This window comes from Nocardioides panacis (assembly GCF_019039255.1).
GTDB lineage: Bacteria > Actinomycetota > Actinomycetes > Propionibacteriales > Nocardioidaceae > Nocardioides_B > Nocardioides_B panacis.
This window is the reverse complement of record NZ_CP077062.1, coordinates 2,888,446-2,909,373: the sequence shown is the minus strand read 5'-3', so window position 1 is coordinate 2,909,373 and position 20,928 is coordinate 2,888,446. Positions and strand designations below refer to the sequence as shown.

The following is a 20,928-nucleotide window of genomic DNA, read 5'->3' as shown; positions in this document are numbered from 1 at the left end:
GGGGGGTCTCCGGGAGCACATCCCAGGCGAGTTGCGCGGCCGAGTCGAGAAATATTGGCAAGCACGGCGCGGTGTCCTCAAGCGTGCTCACGGCTCGGCACAACCCGTCGGGCGGCTTGGTGCGAGGAGGGTATTTTTCACATCGTCAGGACCATCCAACGCACGGGGAAAGGTGTGAGAAAGATGGGCATGGGTGACCGGGCCAAGCACCTGGGTCAGAACCTCGGTGGCCACGCGAAAGAGCTTGCCGGTCGCGCTCGTCGCGACAAGCCACTCGAGAGCGAAGGCAAGCGCGAGCGGCGATTGGTGCAGCTCAAGACGGCCGGCGACCACCTCAAGAAGGCGTTCAAGAGGTAGGCAAAGCGGGCCGGGCGAGGTCGCAGCGCCGGGCCGGTCTGCTATCGGGACTAGTCCCTCCCGGCCCATGCGGCGCCGGGTGCCGCGTCGGTCAGCATGGCCAGGGCGATCGACTCCACGATCGGCAGGCCGTCCTGGACCACCTCCCACTGCTTGCTGATCGTCCCGTCGTTCTCCAGGACGGCGACGATCACCGCCGCGACGTCGTCGCGCGAGATGTCGCCCTCCGGGACGTCTCGCCCGATGGCGACCCGGCGCCCGCTCGGGTCGTCGGTCAGCCACCCGGGCCGCAGGATGGTCCAGTCGAGTCCGCTGGACCGCAGCGCCTCGTCCGCCTCGCGCTTCGCCTCGATGTAGGCGCGCCATACCGGTGTCGCATCTGCGGGAACCGGGTCGTCGACGGCCATCGCAGAGACCTGGACGAACCGCCGGATACGAGCGCCCTGGGCCCCCTCGATCGACTTCAGCGAACCCTCGAGATCGACCGTGCGCTTGCGCTCGACCTTGCCGTCGGGGCCGGCTCCAGCGGCGAACACCACGGCCCGGCAACCGTCGAAGGCGCGCGCGAAGTCCTCCGCCGTGGACCTCTCGATGTCGAGCAGGCGGACCTCGGCGCCCAGCTCCTCGAGCTCAGAGCGGTAGGCCTCGTTGCGGACAAGCGCGACCGGTGTGTGGCCGGCCCGGACCAGCAGGGGATGGAGGTGGCGTGCCACCTTCCCGCGGCCTCCGACAACAGCGACTCTGGCCATTGATCCACTGTACGTGTCGCAAGCCGCCGGAGGAGCCCGGGAATCCGGGCTGTTCCTGGGTGCTCACGCGTCGAAGGCTGGAGCGGTGAGCAGGTCGGAGGGTCCTCGCTAGAGCAGGAGGTCGAAGATCCGGATGGCGCGGTCCCAGTGCTCGGTCTGCGGGTTCACCAGGCCCTCCTCGAGGATCGGGAACGTCCGCGCGAGGGCGACGCCCAGCCCGCCCGCGACCAGCGGGAGCTTCGCCTGGGCCTCGTCGCTGTAGGTCACATCGAGCGGCGGGCGCCTGGTGAGCTGCTCAAGGATCGCCTCCAGCGACACCTCCTGATCGATGGCCTCGAAGGCGTGGATGGACTCCTGGAGCCCCTTGGTGATCGGCAGGTCCTGCGGCTCGATCACGTCGCGGCCGTTCGACTTCGCGTTCGCCTGCCCGCGCAGCAGGAGGTCGTAGATCTTGTTGTTCACGAAGTCGTCGAAGCGGCGCAGGTCGTCCTTGTCGGCGTGGAGACCGGCGGCCGCGCGGAAGAAGCGTTCGAAGCGGGCGACGCCGAAGAGCTCCATCGTCGGTCCTCCTGTGTTCTCGGTCGTCCCAGCCTCGCGCCCGCGGCGCGACGGGACATCCCGGATACGTGGGATGTGTCGAGCCGCCGGGCGACCGAGGATGGATCTCGGCCTCGGGTAGGGCACCGGAACGACGTCTGGAAGGATCAGAGCCGATGGCAGAGACCTCGACGACCGACCGCCAACGCTGGGTGGAGGGTTTGGACCGGCTGACGAAGGACCGCGAGGGACAGGACGTCACGATCGAGGTCCTCGACCGTTCGTTCGGCGACCAGGCGGAGGCCGAGCGCCTGCCGTTCGCGTACGCGTCGTACGACCCCAAGGACGACGTGGTGATCGTGGCCGTGGGCGGGAGCTCCTCGAGCTACCCCGTCGTGCTCCGTCACATGGTCCCGCACCCGAGCGAGGTCGACATCGACCTGGACGCGGGCGCCTTTCGAGCCGTCGATCAGGACGGCACCGCGACGATCGTGAGCTTCTTCGCCCCGGCGGGCGGCTGACGGCTCGTGCTTCCGGGTCGTCGGCAGTCCGTCAGGGGCCAAGGGTCAGGTCCACGCGGCCGATCACCCCGGCACCCGGACGCAGCACCACCAGAGCCGGGTTCGGGAAGAAGTCGGTGAAGGTAGAGGTCGCGGACTCGTCACCGACCGAGGAGAAGAAGTTCTCGTCGCAGCCTGACGCTTGTCCCGGGCCCAGAGCGCCGGAGCGGATGTGCTCGGCTCCGGCGATCGCGTCCCACGGCCCGGTCACCGTCGAGCCGGTGGCCGCGAACCGCGGGTGGATCGTGCCGCTCGGAAGCTGGTAGGGCGCCACGAGGTAGCGGTCGGAGCCGTCGAGGGTGAACCGGGACGGGACGCCGGACTGCATCGGACCCAGCACCTCACCCAGACGCAGTCGTCGGCGTGGAGCAGCCGGCCTTCGTCGTAGTCCCAGCCACTGAGCCGGGCGCTCCGAGGCCCGTAGAGCTGCCCGGTCGACGGGCGCACCGACCCACGCAGTGGTGTCCTGTTAGACGAACGTGGCCGTCCCGGTGAACGTGAAGTCGCGCTCGCGCCCCGGGACCCCGCCGTCGCCGAGCGTGACCGCCGGACCCTCCGGAGTGACCGCGGTCGTCAGGACGGTGGACGCGCCGGCCAGCAGGTCGGCCCGCGCGGGATACAGGAAGTAGCGGCCCGGGGTGACCACACGGGAGCTCAGGCCGTCGGAGAGGGACGTTCCTGCCTCGAGGTCGGGGGCCCGGCCCTGGTAGGTGAACAGCCGGTGCCGGACGGGTAGCTGACCGAGTCCCACAGGTGCTGCGGGTCGCCCTCCGTCCAGCCGCGGACCATCACCCGGCCGGTGCGCGGGACCGTGACGACACCCAGGTCCGTGACGCCCTTGCCGGAGCGGAAGTGCACCGGTGCCGCGTTCAGGTCCAGGGGAACCAGTCGGCGCCTGGTCAGGTCGGCGATGTCGAGGCTCGAGCCCCAGCAGGGCACCACCTCGGCCCGGTAGGTGCCGGAGCGAGGCAGCCGCCACAAGTCCGGCCGGGCCGCCGTGACCACCCGGCCCGCCGGGCCCTGCAACCGGGCGCTGTGGCAGCCGCTGTCCACTCCACCGCCGTCGGTCGAGAGCTCGACGACCTGGTCCCGCCGACCGGCGAACACCATCGCGATTGCGTCGACCGCGCACCGTGGTCCGCACCGGACCGTCCGCGTTGGGTGGCGTCGGTGCCCGGCGAACCACGACCGCTGCTCGTGTGACGGCACAGGAGACCAGGTGACGCACCGATGCGCGCCCGTGCGGTTCCACGGGCGCGCATCGGTGGTCACGTCACTGCTGGGTAAGCCGCAGGTCGTCCAGGGACACCGACTTGACGCCGGAGTTGGTTCCGCCCCGGACGAGCGAGACGAAGACCTGTCCCGGAGCGGTCACCGAGGTGTCGGTGTAGGTACCCGTCCAGGCCGTCGGCTCCGTGGTGCCGTCCCGCCAGATCCGGAACTGGACCGTGGAGCCGCTGACCCGGATCCGCAGCCACTGCTTGGCGGTCGTGACCGCCTGACCACCGGGCACCGAGGCCAGGTTCGTGGTGGTCGAGGCCACATTCTTCCGGACGACGACCGTCCCGCTGTTCGACGTCAGCTCGAGCCCGTACCCGCTCCGGGGGCGGTAGGCGTTCTGCCAGCCACCGGACCCGCGGAGGTAGACGTTCAGGTAGCTGCCCGGGGTCGTCGCACTCCACTGGTACGACGTCAGGAGCTCCGTGTCCGCCTGCGCCGGTGCGCCGGTGATCTGCGCCCGCGCGTAGGCGTTGGCCACGTCGGTGAACGCGAGCCGTCCCTGGCCGGCCTGCGTGTCGACCGTCCCGCTTGCCTGGCCGGTCGTCCACCCCGCCTTCCACGGGCTGCCGTCAGCCGCGGACCACGTGTCGCTGAACAGTGCCGCGTTCGGGTCCGGCGTCGTCACCGTGGCCGTGTTGCTGTCCCCGCTGACGTTGCCCGCTGCGTCGACCGCCCGGACCACGTAGGAGTAGCTGGTGCCAGCTGTCAGACCGGTGTCGGTGTAGGTCCGGCCGGTGACCGTGTCCACCACCGTGCTGCCCCGGACGACCTGGTAGCCGGTGACCCCACGGTTGTCCGTCGACGCGCCCCACGAGAGGTCGACCGTCGTCGGGCTGGTCGCGGTGGCTGTCAGCCCGGTGGGGGCCGTCGGCGGCGTGGTGTCGGCAGGCACGGGCACCGTGACGTTCACCGGTGCCGAGGTGCCGGTGTTCCCGGCCGCGTCGGAAGCGACGGTCCGGAGGGTGTGCGCCCCGGGATCGTTCGCGTTCCAGGTGAAGGTGTACGGGGCAGTGGTGGAGGTGTCCACCGTGGTGCCGTCCACCTGCAGTCGCACCGTGGTGACCCCCCGGTTGTCGGCTGCGTCCGCGGTCACGGTCGTGGGACCGGACACCGTCGCCCCGTCGGCCGGGGAGGTGATCGAGGTGGTGGGGTCCGTGGTGTCCGGGGTCGTCCCGGTCACCTGGACGACGGATGAGGTGCCCGTGTTGCCGGCCGCGTCGTGCGCGACGGTCTGCAAGGTGTGCTCGCCATCCGTGGCCGTCCAATCGAACGTGTAGGGGGCCGTGGTGTCGGTGCCTACCGTGGTGCCGTCGACCTGCAGGTCCACCTGGCTGACACCCACGTTGTCCGTCGCTGTGGCCGACACGGTCACCTGCCCGGTGGTGACGACGTCACCCTGGTGGGGTGAGGTGATGGCCGTCTCGGGGTTGGTGACGTCGCGGCCGTTCCGGCCGGCTGCGATGTAGTGGGCATTGATCTGGTCCGCCGACAGAGGAGCGTCGTAGAGGGCCACCTCGTCCATCGTGCCGGCGAGGTATGCGCTCGACGGCTGGTCCGGCCAGAAGGCGAGGTTGTCCCCACCCGCACGCCAGTAGCCGGTGTAGCGCTGGTTGGTCGTCGCGGGGTGCGTGCCGATCGCGGCGTTGTCGACGTACATCGTCATGCCATTCGGCCCCTGAGTGACGACGAGGTAGTGCCAGGCGGCGTCGTTGTAGCTCCTCGAGGAGTAGATGGTGTCGAAGCCGTTGTTGTAGTTGCCGAACACGAGACGACCGTCGTTGAGCATGTAGACCTGCTTGTCGTAGCTCCCGCTCAGACCGGTGGACGCGTCGCCGAAGCCGATCAGCTTGCCGCCGGACTGCGTGTCCGTGTTGAACCACAGCTCCGCGGTGAAGGCCGACGGACCGCTCCGCGAACTGGTCTCGGTCACGTTGCCCGTCGAGCCGTCGAACGTCGCGGCCGTGCCCTGGCCGCCGAGAGCGCCGGGCCGTCCCTGCGTCACGCCGCCGACGTAGGTCCCGGTGTCACCGTTGTCCGAGGAGTCCGCGGCCGTGGTGCCGGACGTCTCGTCCAGGCGCCAGTAGGCGCTGGGCGAGTCACCCGCGACCGTGCGACCGTAGGTGTCGGTTGGCAGGTTGGACGGCGGCAGCGTGCGGCCCGAGGCGGAGTAGTGCGCCTGCACGTCCGTCAGCGGGATCGCGTGGTCGTAGGTGGCCACCTCGTCGATCGAACCGGCGAAGTAGTTGCTCGACGGCTGGTTCGGCCAGCCGTTCAGGTTGTCGCCACCGACCCGCCAGTACCCCGGGTAGGACTGGTTGGTCGTGACCCCGTTGCGGCCGGAGCGGGCGCCGTCGACGTACAACGCCATGCCGCCCGGTCCCTGTGTGCCCACCACGTGGTGCCAGGCGCCGTCGTTGTAGGCCTTGGTGCCGCCGGTGGTCAGGGTGTCCGCGCCGCCGTTGTAGACGCCGAAGACCAGCCGTCCGTCGTTGGTCATGTAGACCTGCTTGTCGTAGCTGCCGCTGAGCGCCGGGTTGCCGCCGAAGTCGTAACCCTGCTGACGGTCACCGAAGCCGATGATCTTGCCACCGGACGTCGAGGTGGTCTTGAACCAGGCCTCGACCGAGAAGGTCGACGGCGACGGCATGGCGTCCGTGGAGGACACGATGCCGCTGGACCCGTCGGTGACGATGGCGTTGTCGCCGTCAGTGGTGACTCCCGGCTGGTTGAACGTCACGCCGCCGAACGTCACACCGCCCTCGAGCTGGTCCGAGAAGTCCGCGGTGGCCGGCGCGTGCGTGTCGCCCAGGCGCCAGTAGGACGTCGGGTTGCTTGCCGCCACCGAGGCTGCGTAGGACGGCGCGGAGGAGACGACCGTGACCGTGTTGCTCGCCGCGGACTTCGGGCCCACGTTGGGACCGTTGACCTCGCGGGCGTCGACCCGGTAGGTGTGCCTGCTGCCGACGGCCAGGTCGTTGTCGGTGAAACCGACGACCGGGTCTCTCCAGAACAGTGCGTGCACGTTCTTGGTCGCGATCGGTGTGGTGCCACCATCGCGATAGAGCGAGATGGTCAGGTCGGTGTCGTCGGTGTCGAGCGGCGCCTGCACGAAGACCGAGACCCTGCCCCCGCCACGGGCGACCGCGGTCGGCGCGGTCGGTGCTGCCGGTGCCGCGGTGTCGCCGGTCGACGGCGAGAAGCGCGCGAAGCCCTGCTGCGCCTGGCCGTTCACGGTCGTGAACTCACCGCCGACGAACAGCTGCGTTCCGTCGGACGCCATGGAGCGCGGGCCGAGTCCCTGACCGTTCGGGCCACCGTTCGTGTTCGGGTACCAGTTGCCCAGCTTGCCCGTGGTCGTGCTGCGCGAGAGCAGGTGCCGGGAGATCCCCCTGGACCACCCCACCTCGGGAAAGGCGTCCGGGTCGTTGAGCCCGCTGGCGCCGCCCGGCTGGTCCTGGACACAGTCGTGCGAGTGTGAACCGGTGTAGAGGTCGCCCTTGACGGGCTGCACGGCCTGGGTAGCACCCAGGCACTGGCTCTGCCACTTGAGGCTGCCGTCGTCGTTGACCGCGAACGTGCCGTCGAAGCAGCCGCCGCCGGTTCCCTCGACCCCGAAGTAGGTGCCGTCGGCGTCGGTCTTGACCGACCTCGCCTCGACGATGCACGCGGGCGACTTGGGCGGGATGATCGAACCCGCGCTGAAGGGGAGGAGCGCACCCGTCGTCGCGTTCACAGCGCCGACGGCGTGGTAGTCGGTGTTTCCGTTGAGGCTGAGGAACGAGCCCGCCAGGTACAACCGGGATCCGTCGGGCGACACGGCCATCTGGTAGGGAAGGTTGTCTGCGCTGACGTTGAAGTCGGTGCGCGCCGCTCCGGTCGTCGCGGTGACGGCGGCCACCCGCTGCTCGGCCGCCCCGCCCACGCGGGCGAAGGTGCCACCGAGGTAGACGGTCGACGCGGTGGCGGCGATCGCCGAGACGCGGTTGCTGGCACTCGGGTTCCAGGACGTGAGCGCGCCCGTGCCGGTGTTGAAGGCAGCGACGCGGTTGCGGGTGGTCCCGTCGATGGTGGTGAAGTCGCCACCGACGTACAGGACGCTCCCGTCAGGGTTGGTCGCGAGCGACTTCACTGAGGCCGGCACGTTGTGGTTGAAGCTGGTGATCAGGGCGCCGGTCGAAGCGTTGAACGCCGCGAGGCGGGTCCTCGCCACCTCGCCGGTCCCCGGCGCCGCGCCAGGTGGCCGCACACTCGTGAAGTCACCGCCGATGTAGACGATGTCGGAGGCCTTGGAATAGGCGATCGTCGACACGTTGCCGTTGGTCTGATAGGCCGGCGCGGTATTCGACGGCACCGCCGACTGCAGCGCCTGCGCGGCTGGGCTGGTGATGACGAAGGTGGCTCCGGCGACCGCGACGGCCAGCGCAGAGGTCCCCGAGACAAGGCGCGATAGATGCATTTTTCCCCCATGTGCGGAAGTCCGACCAGAACGCCCGACCTGCTGCCCGGGCGGCGAAGCGTGATGGTGCAGGGTGAAGCGTTGTCAGCCCTGGAACGCACGGGAGACGCAGGACTGCCGAATGACAGTCACGTGCCCCCAGGGAACGTCAGAACCCCTGTGTTGGTGCCACCCGGCTGCGCAGCGGCCTTGCGGACCCCCCGGCCCTCGCTACGACATTGCGGACTATGTCACGCCAACCCGATCAAGGTTGCCTGCGAATTGCCCCACCTGTCAATAGTGCGAACAGAAGGAGACCCTAGTCACGATTGAGGGTTTCGAACCGCTCGGCCTAGGCTACGAAGAACGGCCGGTTCAGCCCTTTTGGTACACCCGGACGTAGTCGATCGAGTAGTCGGCCGGGAACTTCGATGCTGAGGTCACCGGCAGCTTGAAGTACGCCGGCATGCTGCCTCCCACCTGCAGGTTGATGCGGATGTTCAGGGTGTCGTCGAACGTGGACGTCATCCACGGGGCGGTCGCCGAGCTCACCGTGAAGACCGTGTCGCCGTCGATGTCCCACGTGATCAGCGTCGGGGTCACCGTGACGCCGTAGGTGTGCCAGTCGGACGTCAGCGTGCCGTCCTTGAAGGAGTACACGCCGTGGGTCAGGCGCGCTTTGCCGCCGTTGGTCGACTGGTGCAGGGTCTGGGCGACGAAGGACGGCATTCCGCCGACGGCCTCCATCACGTCGATCTCACCTTCGCCGTGGTCGTCCCTGAGCCAGAAGGCCGGCCAGGAACCGACCGTGGTCGGCAGCTTGGCGCGCATCTCGAAGCGCCCGTACTTCCACGAGTGCTTGCCGATGGTGTCCATGGAGGCCGAGGTGTAGTGCCGGGAGGTCCCGTAGGCGGTGTACTCCTCGCGCTGCGCGCGGAGCGTCAGGGCGCCGTTGGCCTGGAAGAGGTTGTTCGGGCGTGAGGTGTCCATCGCCTCCTCGTTGCTGGCCCACGAGTTGTTGTGGACCCGCCACTTGCTGGTGTCCACGACGCTCCCGTTGAACTCGTCGGAGAACGCGAGCCTGTAACCGCTCGGGGCTCCGGTCGTCGTCGGCACGGGGGGCGGCGGGGACGTCACGGGCGCCGAAGCGTCCGTCGTCAACGTGGGCTCGCTGACGTCCATAGCCTGCCCCTTGGGTACCTGCCAGCCCAAGACGTTGAAGTCGATGGAGGCACCGTCGCCGACGGCACGGTAGCTGACGGTGACGAGGTGCCACCCGGAGTCGGAAAGCCACGCGGCGGCTTGCTTGGACCCGTTGCTCCTCGCCCCCACCCACTCGCCCTCTCTGGCGGCCACCGAGACCCCCGGGGCGGTTGTCCTGATCCACGCGGACGCGGTGTACGTCGCGCCCGCTCGGGTGCTGGCGACCGTGTTGGCTCGATCGTTCAGCGCCAGTGTCATGGCCGCACCGGAGGTGTTGGTCACGCGGATGGCGCGGTGGCCGTTATGGCCCGGGACCAGAGAAAGACCCCCGGACGGGGACGTCCAGGCGTTGGTCCCCTGGGCGAACTCCGGATCCAGAACCAAGTTCGGCGGCACGCTCGCCTCCGCGGTGTCTGGCGTCGTCAATCCGGTCGAGGCGCTGACAACGACCGTCGCAAGAAGGGTGACGGGGATCAGCCAACGCGGTGCACGTGCGCGCCGGATGTGAGAGGTGAAGGTGCTGCGCGCAACATGTCGTCCAGCCACTGGTTCGTCCTTGGGTCGGTGGGTCGCGGGGTGACCACGTGTCGGAAAATTCGTGATCCGTGGGGCCGCTCGTGGAGCAGGCACATCCCCTCGTCCGCTCTTGTATAGCTGCTCAACCGTTATGCAAGCAAACGCCGACGAATTTCCCGTTGAATGATGTGCCATAAAGCGGAATCGCCCAAATGGATATATATGGGAAGTAATCGAATTGTTCTAAATAGCATTCATTCCTGGGTGAATCGGATGCTGGAACAGGCCCCGGATCCGGCCCCTCGTAGATCGATGGAGATCGTCCAGCGCGCCCGCCGGCCCTTGTGTGGCAACCACGCAGGCGGGTTCGCCCAGGCTGGCGTGAGCTCGACGGGTCGCGTCCCGTGACCTTCGTCCCTGGCTGCGGCCCGTCCCCGGGTGACAGCCTGCGGATCCGGAGGAGAGCCACCATGTCCAGGATCTGCATTCCCTACGCGACGAGCGAGGGCCAGACCGCCCGGATCGCGGCGCACGTCGCCGACGTCGTGCGGGCCCACGGCCACGAGGCGGACGTGGTCGACGTCAAGGGCCCGAGGCTCGGCGGCCCGGACGGGTACGACGGCGTGGTCGTCGGCTCCTCCATCCACCTGGGCCACCACGACAAGCACGTGCGCGACTACGTGCGGCAGCACCGCCAGACCCTCGAGCGGGTCCCCTCGGCGTTCTTCTCGGTCAGCCTGGCCGCCCACGGCGACGAGCAGGAGGCGGAGCGCTACGTCGAGGCGTTCGAGCAGGAGACCGGCTGGCGCCCGGCCACGGTGGCGATGTTCAGCGGGGCGCTGCTCTACACCCAGTACGGCTTCCTCAAGCGCCGGCTGATGAAGCGGATCGCCGGTGGCAAGCCGGGTGGCCTGGGCACCGACGTCTCCCGTGACTACGTCTACACCGAGTGGGACGCGGTCACCCGGTTCACCGAGGACTTCCTCGCCGGGCTGGCCGCGGGGCCGGCGAGCTAGCGCGGGACCTTCGCCCCTGTCGAGGCCGTGCACCGGTGAGAAGCATCGTCGTATCGGAGCTGCAGCAGCACTCGGCACAGGAGGAGAGCACGATGGCGACACTCGCACGACGGACCAGCAACACGTGGGGCGACATGCTCGACTGGATCGAGTCGGGTCCTGCCCTGGGCTTCCAGGGGCTGTCCCACACCATCCGGGTCGAGGACTACGAGGAGGACGGCACCTACGTGCTGCGGGCCGAGATGCCGGGGATCGACCCGGACAAGGACGTCGAGGTGGGGGTGTCCGGCGACGTCCTGACCATCTCCGGCAGGCGTCAGGAGGAGGAGCGCGACAAGAACCACAGCGAGTTCCGCTACGGCTCCTTCAGCCGGTCGCTGCGGCTCCCGCCGGGCAGCGACCGCTCGTCGATCGCCGCGACGTACGAGAACGGCGTGCTCGAGGTGCGGGTGCCGGTCGGGGACGCGCGCGCCGAGGTCACCAAGGTGCCCGTGCAGCGCTCCGGCAGCTGACGAACCACCCCGGCTAGTCCGTTTCGGTAAAGTTTCCGGGACTTTGGACCCTAGGGCGCGCCGCGCGCGCCGGGGTGTGCTGGGCGTCACCCGACGTCGTCGGCACGTGGAGGTCCCATGAACGAGGTAGTCCTGCTCCGCAGAGAGCTGATGAGCGAGGCGATGAGCCTGGTCGCCGAGCTCGACAGCCACCCCGCCGGATCGGTGCTGCGCTGCTACGCGCGTGCCGTGCACGGGCAGCGATCGGCCGGGTGCGCGGACGCGGACCTGCCCCGCGTCGCCCGCGAGGTGGCCGCCCAGGTGCTGCGGACCCGCCGGACCCCGCTGCCCGCGCCGCGGGCGTTCATCCCGCGGCAGCGCGAGGTCCGGCGGATCGCCTGACGCTCAGGCGTTGCGCTGCTGGGGGAGCCCCGCCTCCGCGACCCCGAACGCGCCGCGCAGGATCGCGCCGGCCGCCGAGGCCACCCGGGCACTGCCGACCATCGGGGCGATCGCGATCAGCGTGCCCTGCACCTCCTCGGCGCTGACGCCCACCTCCGCGGCCAGGCCCAGGTTCATGACGTACGACACCGGCGCCGCGTCCATCGCGACCAGGGCGGCCAGGCGCACCAGGAAGTAGGTCCTGGGGTCCAGGTTGGAGTTCTCCAGCGAGTCCAGGTTCATCGAGATGAGGCTCTCGAGGACGGGTGCGTCGCCCTGGGCGATGCCGCCGAGGGTCGACTCGGGGGCGGTTTGTGAGCTCATGAGGTCTCCTTGTTCGGGGGACGGGTGGGTGCTCGCAACGCTGCGCGTCCGTGGGTTCGCTCGCCTCACCCGCGGTGGATGAGGCAGCCCTCTAGGCTCGCGCCATGGCCCGTGCCCACCAGCTGAGCCGCACCGACGCCCGGCGGATCGCCGTCCAGGCACAGCTGCTCGCGCGCCCCCGGCCCACCGACGTCGTCGACACCGTACGGCGCCTCGCGCTGCTGCAGCTCGAGCCGACCAGCGCCGTCGCGCCGAGCGCCGAGCTGGTGCTCTGGAGCCGGATCGGGTCCGGGTTCTCGGCCCGGGAGCTGTGGGACGCCCTCGACGAGCAGCGGCTGATCGAGCTGCGCGGGTCGCTGCGGGTCGCCGAGGACATCGCGCTGCACCGGGCCCGGATGGCCGACTGGCCCGGCGTCGGCGAGCTGCTGCCGTGGCAGGAGGAGGTCCGGGACTGGGTGGCGGCCAACAACGACTGCCGGCGCGACATCCTCGAGCGGCTGCGGGCCGACGGCCCCCTGCCCATCCGCGAGCTCCCGGACACCTGGTGCTGCCCTGGTCCTCCAGCGGCTGGAACGACCACCGCAACGTCACGATGATGCTCGACAAGCTGGTGCAACGCGGGGAGGTCGCGGCCGCCGGCGGCACCGGCCGTGACCGGCTGTGGGACCTCGCGTCGAGGGTCTACCCCGACGACCCGGTGCCCCCCGGCGGACGAGGCGCGGCGGCTGCGGGCCCGGCGCCGCCTCGAGTCGCTCGGGATCGCCCGTCCCACCGGACCGACCGCGCCGTTCGAGCCGGTGCACGTGGCCGAGGCCGGCGAGCCGGCCGTCGTCGAGGGCGTGCGCGGCGAGTGGCGGGTCGACCCGGCCCGGCTCGGGCAGCCGTTCCACGGCCGGGCGGCGCTGCTCTCCCCGTTCGACCGGCTGCTCGCCGACCGCAGGAGGATGAACCAGGTGTTCGAGTTCGACTACGTGCTGGAGATGTACAAGCCCGTCGAGCAGCGCCGCTGGGGCTACTACGCGCTCCCGATCCTGTACGGCGACCGACTGGTCGGGAAGCTCGACGCCAAGGCGGACCGTGCCGACGGGGTGCTGCGGGTGGCCGCGGTCCACCAGGACGTCACGTTCACCGCGGCCATGACGGCCGCCGTCGACCGCGAGATCGCCGACCTCGCCCGCTGGCTCGACCTGGAGGTCGTCGCATGAGGGTCGTGGTGCTCGACGACTACCAGCGCTGCGCGTCCCGGTTCGCGGCGTGGGACGAGCTCGGCTGCGAGGTGGCCTACGTCCACGAGCACCTGCTCGGCGACCCCCTCGTCGAGGTGCTCGCCGGCGCCGACGTGGTGGTCGCGATGCGGGAGAGGACGCCGTTCGGCGCCGCGCTGCTGGAGCGGCTCCCGGACCTGCGGCTGCTGGTCACGACCGGTGCGTCCAACGCGTCCATCGACGTGGCCGCCGCGACCCGGCTAGGGGTCACCGTCTGCGGCACCCGGAGCCTTCCCGGTCCGGCCGCCGAGCTGACCTGGGCGCTGATCCTCGCGCTGCTCCGCCAGGTCCCGGAGTCCGACGCCGGGCTGCGGGCGGGGGAGTGGCAGCACACCGTCGGCACCGACCTCGCGGGCACCACGCTCGGCCTGCTCGGGCTGGGCCGGCTCGGCCAGCGGGTGGCCCGGGTCGCGAACGCCTTCGAGATGGAGGTGCTGGCCTGGAGCCAGAACCTCGACCCGGAGGTCGCCCGCGCGCACGGCGTGACGCCGGTGGCCAAGGACGAGCTGCTGGCCCGCTCCGACGTGGTGTCGCTGCACCTGCGGCTCAGCGACCGGACCCGGGGACTGGTCGGGGAGCGCGAGCTGGCGGCGATGCGACGTACCGCCTTCCTGGTGAACACCTCGCGGGGGCCGCTCGTCGACGAGGCGGCGCTGCTCGCCGCGCTGCACGCCGGCGAGATCGCGGGCGCCGGCCTCGACGTGTACGACGTCGAGCCGCTGCCGCACGACCACCCGCTCCGGTCCGCGCCGCACACGGTGCTCACGCCGCACACGGGATACGTCACCGACGGCGGCTACCGGCTGTTCTACGGCGACGCCGTCGAGGACATCGCCGCCTGGCGCGACGGGGCGCCGCTGCGGGTCGTCACAGCCGGGTGAAGTACGCCGCGAGCACCTGCTCGGCAGGCCGGCCGGGGCAGAGCACGTCGAAGTCCTCGCGCAGGGAGTACCACTGGGTGAGCACCGCCCGGCCGCCCTGGAACGAGTCGCGGCCGGCGCAGCGGGCCAGCGCCGCGGTCCGGGTGGCGAGCCCGGCGGTGCGCCACTCGGGGAGCCCGGGGCGGACCGGCCCGAGGATGCCGCGCCACATCGACGGGGTGGAGTAGAACCCGACCCGCAGGCCGGCGCGCCGGTAGGTCGCGAGCGCGCCGCGGAGCACCGCCCGGTTGGCCCGCGGCCGCGGCGACCAGGGCGCCGGCGGGCTGACCGGCTCGACGTCCACCCAGACGATCGGTGACGGCAGGCCGACCGCCCGCATCGCGGCCACGTTCTGCCGGGCCTGCGCGCGACCGGCGGCGCGCGGACCGCCGTACCTGCGGAGCTGGCCGGGGGTCGGGAAGGTCAGCACGGCGTACGCCGCGGCCCACAGGTGCCGGGACCGGGCGTAGTCGACCTGCGCGGCCAGGCAGGGGTTCGGGTGGAACGCCGGCCCGTTGGTCAGACCGATGACCACGAAGCGGGCCGACGGCGGCGGCATCGGCTTGCCCTGGCTCGGCCGCGACGGGATGCCCAGGCCCCTCGGGCAGTTCGGCCAGCTCACGTCGCGACCCACGACGAGGGACCGGGCGGAGGTGCCGCGGGGCGCCGCGGCGTCCGGCAGCGAGCGCGCCACGACCGACGCGGTGCACGCCAGCAGGACGGACAGACCGGTGGCGAGCACCCGCCCGAAGGGGCTGTGGGTCAACGGTCCTCCCGGGGTGACGAGCGTCTCAGCGGCGGTTCGCGGAGTCGTCTGAGCAGGTATGCCCGGACTGTCTAGGATTCTCTCGCACCAGGTCACGTGTCACTGCAGGACGGCGGACCGACGTCGCACCGTCCCCGTCCGCACCTCGCCCGAATGTGTCCTCCCGTGCCTCTCCTGCTCGGCGCCGTCGCGTCGCTCTTCGCCGTGTCCTCCACCGTCCCCCAGGTGCTCCGCGCCTTCCGCAGCCGCTCCGTCGAGGGCCTGTCCTGGACCTCGCTGCTGCTCAGCCTGGCCACCTTCGCGATGTGGTGCGTGTACGCCGTCGCGGTGGCCGACGCCGTGCAGCTGGTCAACAACTTCCTGGCCCTCGTCCTGCTCGTCGCGCTCGCCGTCGCGGTGCTGCGCGCCGGCGGCGGGTTCCACCGGTGCTGGGCCGCGGCCGGCGCGGTCGTCGCGGCCGGCCTGCTCGCGGTCGTCGTGGTGGACGTGTTCAGCTCCCTCGCGCTCGCCCTGGTCGGCACCCTGGTCAGCTCGCTGCGGATGTGGCCGCAGACCCGGCTCGCGCTGTCCCGCGCGCCGCTCGGCGGCCTCGACCCGTGGTCCACCGTGCTGGCCTGGACGGGCCTGCTCCTGTGGCTCTCGTACGGCGTCCTCGTCGGCGACCACGCGCTCGCCGCGTGCAGCCTGACCTGCCTGCTGATGCAGTCCACGATCATGGCGTTCCGGCTGCCGCCGCGCCGCACGCTGCACAGCCTCGCCGCCGGACGGCTCGGGGGCCGGGTGGCGCGGATCGCCGAGCCGGTCTCGGGGCGGTTCCCGCTGCGTGCGGCGGACTTCGAGCTGGTCGCCTGACCGTTTCGGGGGGATTGCCACCCTTGGCTCTGGGTAGTCTCGAGGTGGCCCATCCTCTCCACCCAAGGCGGTAACCATGGCCCTCATCGGCTTCCTCGTGTTCGGGCTCGTCGTCGGCGCGGTCGCGCGGCTCATCAAGCCCGGCAAGCAGAACCTCAGCCTCCTCATGACCCTCGTCCTCGGCGTCGTCGGCTCCCTGATCGGCGGCATCATCGCCAGCGCGCTCGGCACCGGCAGCATCACCGAGCTCAACGTCCTCGGCGCGATCATCGCGATCGTGGCCGCCGTCCTGCTGATCGGCGTCGCCGAGGGCATGTCCGGCAAGAACCGCTCGCACGCCTGACCTGTCCGCCATGGCGGACTGCCTGTTCTGCGGCATCGTCGCAGGGGACATCGAGGCCGACCTCGTGCTCGAGACCGAGCACGTGGTCGGCTTTCTCGATCTCCGACCCGTGTTCAAGGGCCACACGCTGCTGGTGCCGCGCGCGCACGTCGTCACGCTGCCCGACCTGCCCGCCGCGCTGCGCGACCCGTTCCTCGAGGGGGGCCAGCGTCTCGCCGCCGCGATGCTGACCGGCCTCGGCGCACAGGGCTCGTTCGTGGCGATGAACAACACCGTCAGCCAGAGCGTCGCGCACCTGCACCTGCACGTGGTGCCGCGCACCAAGGGCGACGGGCTGCGCGGCTTCTTCTGGCCCCGCACGAAGTACGCCGACGCCGACGAGCAGGCCGGGTACGCCGCCCGGCTGCGGGCCGCGCTCGACGGGGAGGACTGACCCGTGCGCTGGTGGGGCGAGCACGTCGTGCCCCGGCTCGTCGACCGGATGCTGCAGAACGCCGAGGTGGACGAGCTCCGGGCCCGGGTCTGCGCCGGGCTGCACGGCCGGGTGCTCGAGGTGGGCTTCGGCTCCGGGCTCAACCTCGCCCACTACCCGGCCGCGGTGACGTCGGCGTCCGCCGTCGAGCCCTCCGACGTGGCGTGGCGGGCGGCGTCCGCCCGGCTGGACGCGAGCCCGGTCGACGTACGACGGGCGGGGCTGGACGGCCAGCGGCTGACCCTGGCCGACGGGTCCCACGACAGCGCGCTGAGCACGTTCACGCTCTGCACCATCCCCGACGTGCAGGCGGCGCTCGCCGAGATCCGCCGGGTGCTGCGTCCCGGGGGCCGGCTGGCCTTCCTCGAGCACGGCCTGTCCCCGGAGCCGGACGTCGCCCGCTGGCAGCACCGTCTGGACCCGTGGCAGGGCCGGGTCTTCGCCGGCTGCCACCTCGACCGGCCGATCGCCGCGCTGGTGGCCGGCGCCGGCTTCCGGGTCGGGGAGCTGAGCACGTTCTACGCCACCCGCCCCCGGGCGTGGGGGTACGCCTACCTGGGCTGGGCGGAGACCGGCTGACGCTCGTGGGCCGGCTCGGGCTCGCGGACCTTGAGCCGCGGACGTCCGCGCTCGTGGTTGCCGGTGCCGAGCGCGGCGATCCAGACGCCGGCCGCGCCGAGCACCGCGCCCCCGACGGTGTCCACGAAGTAGTGCCAGCCGAGGTAGACCGTGGCGAGGACCGTCACCGCGAGGAACACCCACATCGCCACCCGGACCCAGCGCTTCATGTGCAGCAGCTCGGCCATCAGGCAGACGGTGACCATGATCCCGACGTGCAGGGAGGCGAACGCCGCGATCGTCTGCACGGCGTGGGTCGCGAACGGGTCGTAGAGCACGGTGTAGCGGTCCTGGATCATCGCGTCCTGGAGCGTGCTGACGTAGGTGTGCGGCAGCGCGACGAAGTCCTGGGACTGGGCGTAGACCGGGCCGAGCGTCGGCACCAGGAAGTACGTCGCCACGCCGAGCACCCAGTCGACCGCCACCGCCGTGACGTACCACGACCCGCCGGTCCGGTCGCGCGACCAGACGAGCGCGACGACCAGCGAGAACGGCACGAACACGATCCACGCGACGTACACGAAGGAGAACACCTCGGCGGCGGCGCCGACCCCGAACAGGCTGTGCAGCAGCGTCGCGGGGTCGTGGCCGAGGAACAGGATCCGGTCCAGGTGGGCCAGCGTGCTGTCCCACAGGTTGCGGTTCACGAACGGCACGAAGCTCTTGAGGTTCCGGAACGCGGCGTAGGTGAGGTACCACGCCCCGAGGCCGACCAGCGCGAACCGCACGTGCTCCCAGGGCCAGCGCTCGCGCACCACGGCGACCAGGGTGCGGGGCAGCCGCGCCAGCGAGCGGCCGCGCCACAGGGCGCGCGGCACCACGTCGGTGAGGAAGGCCAGCAGCAGGATGATCGGGAGCCGGACGTAGGTGGGCACGGCCACGCCGTCGGGGTCCCGCAGCGGGAGGTGGTACGTCAGGGCCACCGCGACCGCCGCGGCCGCCAGGGCCAGGGACAGGACGACGGCGAAACGGAAGCCACCTGTTCTCACTCGAGGATCCTACTTTCCGGGAGCCGCCATCCCGGCATCCGCCCGTTCGACCCCCTGCACCGCACTTTAGAGTGGGCGCGGCACCGGCACAAACCGTCCGTGTGCCGCATCGAACCCAGGAGGAGACAAGCCCGATGAGCCGCTACGAAGGCCGTGTCGCAGTCGTCACCGGAGCCGCCCGCGGGATCGGGGCCGCCACCGCCCGGCGGTTCGCCGACGAGGGGGCGGCCGTCGCCGTCCTCGACCTGGACCAGGAGTCCGCCGCCGCGACCGCCGCCGGCCTGGGCGCCGCGCAGGCGATCGGCGTGGCCTGCAACGTCTCCGACGCCGCGTCGGTCGAGGCGGCCGTCGCCTCGGTCGTCGAGCAGCTCGGCCAGGTCGACGTGCTGGTCAACAACGCCGGCGTCACCCGCGACAACCTGCTCTTCAAGATGACCGAGGAGGACTGGGACGCCGTCATGGGCGTGCACCTCAAGGGCAGCTTCCTGATGAGCCGCGAGGTGCAGAAGCACATGGTGAAGGCGAAGTACGGGAAGATCCTGAACCTCTCCTCGGTCTCCGCCCTCGGCAACCGCGGCCAGGCGAACTACTCGGCCGCCAAGATGGGCCTGCAGGGCTTCACCCGTACGCTGGCCATCGAGCTCGGCCCGTTCGGCGTGAACGTCAACGCGATCGCCCCCGGCTTCATCGTCACCGACATGACCGACGCCACCGCGCGCCGGGTCGGCATGGAGCCGGAGGCCTACCGCGAGGCGGCCGCCGCGGCCACCCCCGTGCGCCGGGTCGGGCAGCCGGCCGACATCGCGGCCACCGCCGCGTTCCTGTGCAGCGACGAGGCGTCGTTCATCACCGGCCAGACGCTGTACGTCGACGGCGGCGCCAAGATCTGACCGGTCGCGACACGCGCGCGGGGAGGGGTGGTCGACCGGGACGGCCTCTCCCTGCGCCACACTGGTTCGCATGGTTGGCAATTCCCCCCGCATCGATGCATTCACTCATGATTCGCGCGCCCGCCGGCGTCGCGGACCCGTCCTGGTGGCCCTCGGGCTGACCGCCGCGCTGGCGCTGTCCGGCTGCAACAAGGACTCCACCGCGGACGCGAACGGCAACGGCACGCCCGACGCGCAGGAGACCGCGCAGGGCCTGACCGTGGCCGGCGAGTGGCCGCTGACCGGCGAGCCGGCGAAGGGGAAGACCCCGCGCCACCCGGTGATGATCGTGAAGATCGACAACACCGCGAGCAGCAGCCCGCAGCAGGGCCTGGGCCGGGCGGACCTGATCACCGAGGAGCTCGTCGAGGGCGGCAGCACGCGCCTGGCGGTGTTCTTCTACAAGCACGTCCCGAACCGGGTGGGCCCGGTCCGCTCGATGCGCGCCACCGACATCGGCATCGTGAAGCCCGCCAAGGCGGTCCTGGTCGCCAGCGGCGGGGCGCCCCCGACGGTGCGTCGCATCAAGGACGCCGGGATCACGTCGTTCACCGAGGGCGCGACCGGCTACAGCCGCGACACGAGCCGCTCGGCGCCGTACAACCTGTTCATGGACCTCAAGAAGCTCAGCCACCAGGTGAAGGCCAAGGACCGGGTCGACAGCTACCTGCCGTTCGGCTCGGCGAAGGACCTGCCCAAGGGGCAGCCCGCCAAGGGCCTGGCCGCGACGTTCTCCGGCGGCCACACCACGAACTGGACGTTCGCCGGCGGGAAGTACACCAACCAGAACAGCTTCGCCGCCTCCGGCGACCAGTTCCGGCCCGACAACGTCCTGGTGCTGCGGGTGCGGGTGGGCGACGCGGGCTACAAGGACCCGGCGGGCAACCCGGTGCCGGAGACGAAGTTCACCGGCAGCGGGAGCGCGATGCTCTTCCACGGCGGCCGGGTCGTGCGCGGCACCTGGAAGAAGTCGCTGGACTCGACGGTCTCGTTGAGCACCAGGGCCGGCAAGCTGCCGGTCCCGGCCGGGCACACCTGGGTGGAGCTCGTGCCGCAGAGCGGCGGCAACGTCACCATCACCAAGTAGCCGGGCAGCCGGGTAGCCGGGTAGCCGGGTAGCCGGCCTCAGGACACCTCGCCCGGCTCGTCCCCGTCGTCGTGCCGCGGCGCGACGGGGGCGAGGTCGGCGGGCCGGGGGATCGGGGCGCCGGACTCGGCCATCGCCCGCAGGCCGGCCAGGATGTAGGCGATCGCGGCCTCCACCTCCTCGCTCGCCCGGCGCGGGTCCTCGGCGGTCGACACCGCCGCACCGGCCGCCGACATCGCGCCGAAGAACACCCGGCTGAACGTCTCGACCATGCTCGCCTCGAGCTCGTAGGTCGCGAGGACCGCGGAGACGATCTCCTGGACGATCCCGAAGGTCGTGCGCTCCTCCTGCTCGCGGTACTTCTCGTAGCCCAGGACCGCGGGGCCGTCGGCGATCACGATGCGCCGGTAGCGGGGCTCCTGGAGCACCTCGAGGAACGCCCGCAGCCCGCCCAGCGCCTTCTCCCACGGGTCGCGGTGCCCGCGGACGGCGTGCTGGATGTCCTTGGCGGCCCGCTCCTCGACCTTCTCGAACACGGACTCGAACAGCGCCTGCTTGCCGCTGAAGTGGTGGTAGAGCGCACCCTTGGTGACCCGCGCGCCCGCGACGATCTCGTCGAGGCTGGTCCCGGCGTAGCCGCGGTCGGTGAACAGGTCGGTGGCCACCTCCACCAGGGCGCGGCGGGTGGAGGCGGAGTACTCCTGGCGGCGGGAGGTGCCGGACACCTTGCGCAGCGCGGCCTTCGCGGTCATCCCCCGAGCATAGGGGGGCCTGCCC

25 protein-coding genes are annotated in these 20,928 nt (G+C 71.1%); 14 read left to right on the top strand and 11 right to left on the bottom strand.

All coding sequences use genetic code 11. The annotated features are described in order from the left end of the window. The first annotated feature begins 189 nt into the window (after positions 1-189). Positions 190-357, top strand: coding sequence for a CsbD family protein (locus KRR39_RS14225; RefSeq protein WP_216937826.1), 168 nt, complete (start codon positions 190-192; stop codon positions 355-357). Positions 358-407: 50 nt separating this feature from the next. On the opposite strand, the gene KRR39_RS14220 is transcribed toward KRR39_RS14225, so the two are convergent. Next, positions 408-1,106 carry an SDR family oxidoreductase gene (locus KRR39_RS14220; RefSeq protein ID WP_216937824.1) on the bottom strand — a complete coding sequence of 233 codons (699 nt, stop codon included), beginning with the start codon at positions 1,104-1,106 and terminating at the stop codon, positions 408-410. Between the two features lie 108 nt (positions 1,107-1,214). After that, positions 1,215-1,664: a DUF1931 family protein gene (locus KRR39_RS14215; RefSeq protein ID WP_216937822.1), complete on the bottom strand. Its 450-nt coding sequence runs from the start codon at positions 1,662-1,664 to the stop codon at positions 1,215-1,217. Between the two features lie 155 nt (positions 1,665-1,819). Between KRR39_RS14215 and KRR39_RS14210 the strand changes: the two genes are divergently transcribed. Further along, entirely contained in the window at positions 1,820-2,164 is a 345-nt protein-coding gene (locus KRR39_RS14210; RefSeq protein ID WP_216937820.1) for a DUF5335 family protein, read from the top strand. A gap of 31 nt (positions 2,165-2,195) precedes the next feature. Here KRR39_RS14210 and KRR39_RS14205 read toward each other — a convergent pair whose 3' ends face one another. The 5 genes from KRR39_RS14205 to KRR39_RS14185 all read right to left on the bottom strand — a co-directional run bounded on the left by KRR39_RS14205 (position 2,196) and on the right by KRR39_RS14185 (position 9,668). Next, complete coding sequence (locus KRR39_RS14205; protein ID WP_216937818.1) at positions 2,196-2,531, bottom strand: hypothetical protein; 336 nt, start codon at positions 2,529-2,531, stop codon at positions 2,196-2,198. Positions 2,532-2,672: 141 nt separating this feature from the next. Further along, positions 2,673-2,849 carry a hypothetical protein gene (locus tag KRR39_RS14200; RefSeq protein WP_216937817.1) on the bottom strand — a complete coding sequence of 59 codons (177 nt, stop codon included), beginning with the start codon at positions 2,847-2,849 and terminating at the stop codon, positions 2,673-2,675. Positions 2,850-2,857: 8 nt separating this feature from the next. Next, the gene (locus KRR39_RS14195) at positions 2,858-3,313 is read right to left on the bottom strand and encodes a hypothetical protein (RefSeq protein WP_216937814.1); all 456 of its coding nucleotides are present in this window, start codon (positions 3,311-3,313) and stop codon (positions 2,858-2,860) included. A 163-nt stretch (positions 3,314-3,476) separates the two neighbouring features. Beyond that, a complete protein-coding gene (locus tag KRR39_RS14190; RefSeq protein ID WP_216937813.1) occupies positions 3,477-7,940 on the bottom strand; it encodes an Ig-like domain-containing protein in 4,464 nt (1,487 codons plus the stop codon). 354 nt (positions 7,941-8,294) lie between these two features. Continuing rightward, the gene (locus KRR39_RS14185; RefSeq protein WP_216937810.1) at positions 8,295-9,668 is read right to left on the bottom strand and encodes a glycoside hydrolase family 16 protein; all 1,374 of its coding nucleotides are present in this window, start codon (positions 9,666-9,668) and stop codon (positions 8,295-8,297) included. Between the two features lie 440 nt (positions 9,669-10,108). Between KRR39_RS14185 and KRR39_RS14180 the strand changes: the two genes are divergently transcribed. The 3 genes from KRR39_RS14180 (at position 10,109) to KRR39_RS14170 (ending at position 11,547) form a co-directional block, all read left to right on the top strand. After that, positions 10,109-10,654: a flavodoxin domain-containing protein gene (locus KRR39_RS14180; protein WP_216937808.1), complete on the top strand. Its 546-nt coding sequence runs from the start codon at positions 10,109-10,111 to the stop codon at positions 10,652-10,654. Positions 10,655-10,746: 92 nt separating this feature from the next. After that, positions 10,747-11,166: an Hsp20/alpha crystallin family protein gene (locus KRR39_RS14175; RefSeq protein WP_216937806.1), complete on the top strand. Its 420-nt coding sequence runs from the start codon at positions 10,747-10,749 to the stop codon at positions 11,164-11,166. 117 nt (positions 11,167-11,283) lie between these two features. Next, positions 11,284-11,547 (top strand): hypothetical protein, encoded by a 264-nt coding sequence (locus KRR39_RS14170; RefSeq protein ID WP_216937805.1) that lies wholly within the window; start codon positions 11,284-11,286, stop codon positions 11,545-11,547. A 3-nt stretch (positions 11,548-11,550) separates the two neighbouring features. Here KRR39_RS14170 and KRR39_RS14165 read toward each other — a convergent pair whose 3' ends face one another. After that, positions 11,551-11,910 carry a carboxymuconolactone decarboxylase family protein gene (locus KRR39_RS14165; RefSeq protein WP_216937804.1) on the bottom strand — a complete coding sequence of 120 codons (360 nt, stop codon included), beginning with the start codon at positions 11,908-11,910 and terminating at the stop codon, positions 11,551-11,553. A 104-nt stretch (positions 11,911-12,014) separates the two neighbouring features. Between KRR39_RS14165 and KRR39_RS24915 the strand changes: the two genes are divergently transcribed. From KRR39_RS24915 to KRR39_RS14155, 3 genes are read left to right on the top strand one after another with little or no spacing between them, the layout of a single operon-like run. Further along, entirely contained in the window at positions 12,015-12,506 is a 492-nt protein-coding gene (locus tag KRR39_RS24915; RefSeq protein WP_254185143.1) for a winged helix DNA-binding domain-containing protein, read from the top strand. Between the two features lie 54 nt (positions 12,507-12,560). Next, positions 12,561-13,115 (top strand): DNA glycosylase AlkZ-like family protein, encoded by a 555-nt coding sequence (locus KRR39_RS24910; protein WP_254185142.1) that lies wholly within the window; start codon positions 12,561-12,563, stop codon positions 13,113-13,115. Next, positions 13,112-14,056 carry a D-2-hydroxyacid dehydrogenase family protein gene (locus tag KRR39_RS14155; RefSeq protein ID WP_216937803.1) on the top strand — a complete coding sequence of 315 codons (945 nt, stop codon included), beginning with the start codon at positions 13,112-13,114 and terminating at the stop codon, positions 14,054-14,056. The genes KRR39_RS24910 and KRR39_RS14155 overlap by 4 nt, the downstream gene beginning before the upstream one ends. Here KRR39_RS14155 and KRR39_RS14150 read toward each other — a convergent pair. After that, positions 14,043-14,861, bottom strand: a complete 819-nt coding sequence (locus tag KRR39_RS14150) for a glycoside hydrolase family 25 domain-containing protein (RefSeq protein WP_216937802.1) — start codon at positions 14,859-14,861, stop codon at positions 14,043-14,045. The genes KRR39_RS14155 and KRR39_RS14150 overlap by 14 nt on opposite strands. 165 nt (positions 14,862-15,026) lie before the next feature. On the opposite strand from KRR39_RS14150, the gene KRR39_RS14145 reads away from it, so the two are divergent. From KRR39_RS14145 to KRR39_RS14130, 4 genes are all read left to right on the top strand, one after another. Further along, complete coding sequence (locus KRR39_RS14145; RefSeq protein WP_216937801.1) at positions 15,027-15,713, top strand: PQ-loop domain-containing transporter; 687 nt, start codon at positions 15,027-15,029, stop codon at positions 15,711-15,713. A 76-nt stretch (positions 15,714-15,789) separates the two neighbouring features. Continuing rightward, positions 15,790-16,056, top strand: a complete 267-nt coding sequence (locus KRR39_RS14140; protein ID WP_216937800.1) for a GlsB/YeaQ/YmgE family stress response membrane protein — start codon at positions 15,790-15,792, stop codon at positions 16,054-16,056. 10 nt (positions 16,057-16,066) lie between these two features. Beyond that, positions 16,067-16,489, top strand: coding sequence for an HIT family protein (locus KRR39_RS14135; RefSeq protein WP_216937799.1), 423 nt, complete (start codon positions 16,067-16,069; stop codon positions 16,487-16,489). 3 nt (positions 16,490-16,492) lie between these two features. Next, complete coding sequence (locus KRR39_RS14130) at positions 16,493-17,107, top strand: class I SAM-dependent methyltransferase (RefSeq protein WP_216937798.1); 615 nt, start codon at positions 16,493-16,495, stop codon at positions 17,105-17,107. Here KRR39_RS14130 and KRR39_RS14125 read toward each other — a convergent pair. After that, a complete protein-coding gene (locus tag KRR39_RS14125; RefSeq protein WP_216937797.1) occupies positions 17,080-18,135 on the bottom strand; it encodes a phosphatase PAP2 family protein in 1,056 nt (351 codons plus the stop codon). The two genes, KRR39_RS14130 and KRR39_RS14125, sit on opposite strands and share 28 nt — an antisense overlap. A gap of 134 nt (positions 18,136-18,269) precedes the next feature. Here KRR39_RS14125 and fabG point away from each other — a divergent pair, with 134 nt between their 5' ends. After that, positions 18,270-19,025: a 3-oxoacyl-ACP reductase FabG gene (gene fabG, locus KRR39_RS14120; protein ID WP_216937796.1), complete on the top strand. Its 756-nt coding sequence runs from the start codon at positions 18,270-18,272 to the stop codon at positions 19,023-19,025. Between the two features lie 145 nt (positions 19,026-19,170). Further along, positions 19,171-20,151 (top strand): DUF3048 domain-containing protein, encoded by a 981-nt coding sequence (locus tag KRR39_RS14115; RefSeq protein WP_216937795.1) that lies wholly within the window; start codon positions 19,171-19,173, stop codon positions 20,149-20,151. Between the two features lie 38 nt (positions 20,152-20,189). Here the strand turns inward: KRR39_RS14115 and KRR39_RS14110 are convergent, their stop codons facing one another. Beyond that, entirely contained in the window at positions 20,190-20,903 is a 714-nt protein-coding gene (locus tag KRR39_RS14110; protein ID WP_216937786.1) for a TetR/AcrR family transcriptional regulator, read from the bottom strand. Positions 20,904-20,928: the final 25 nt, after the last annotated feature.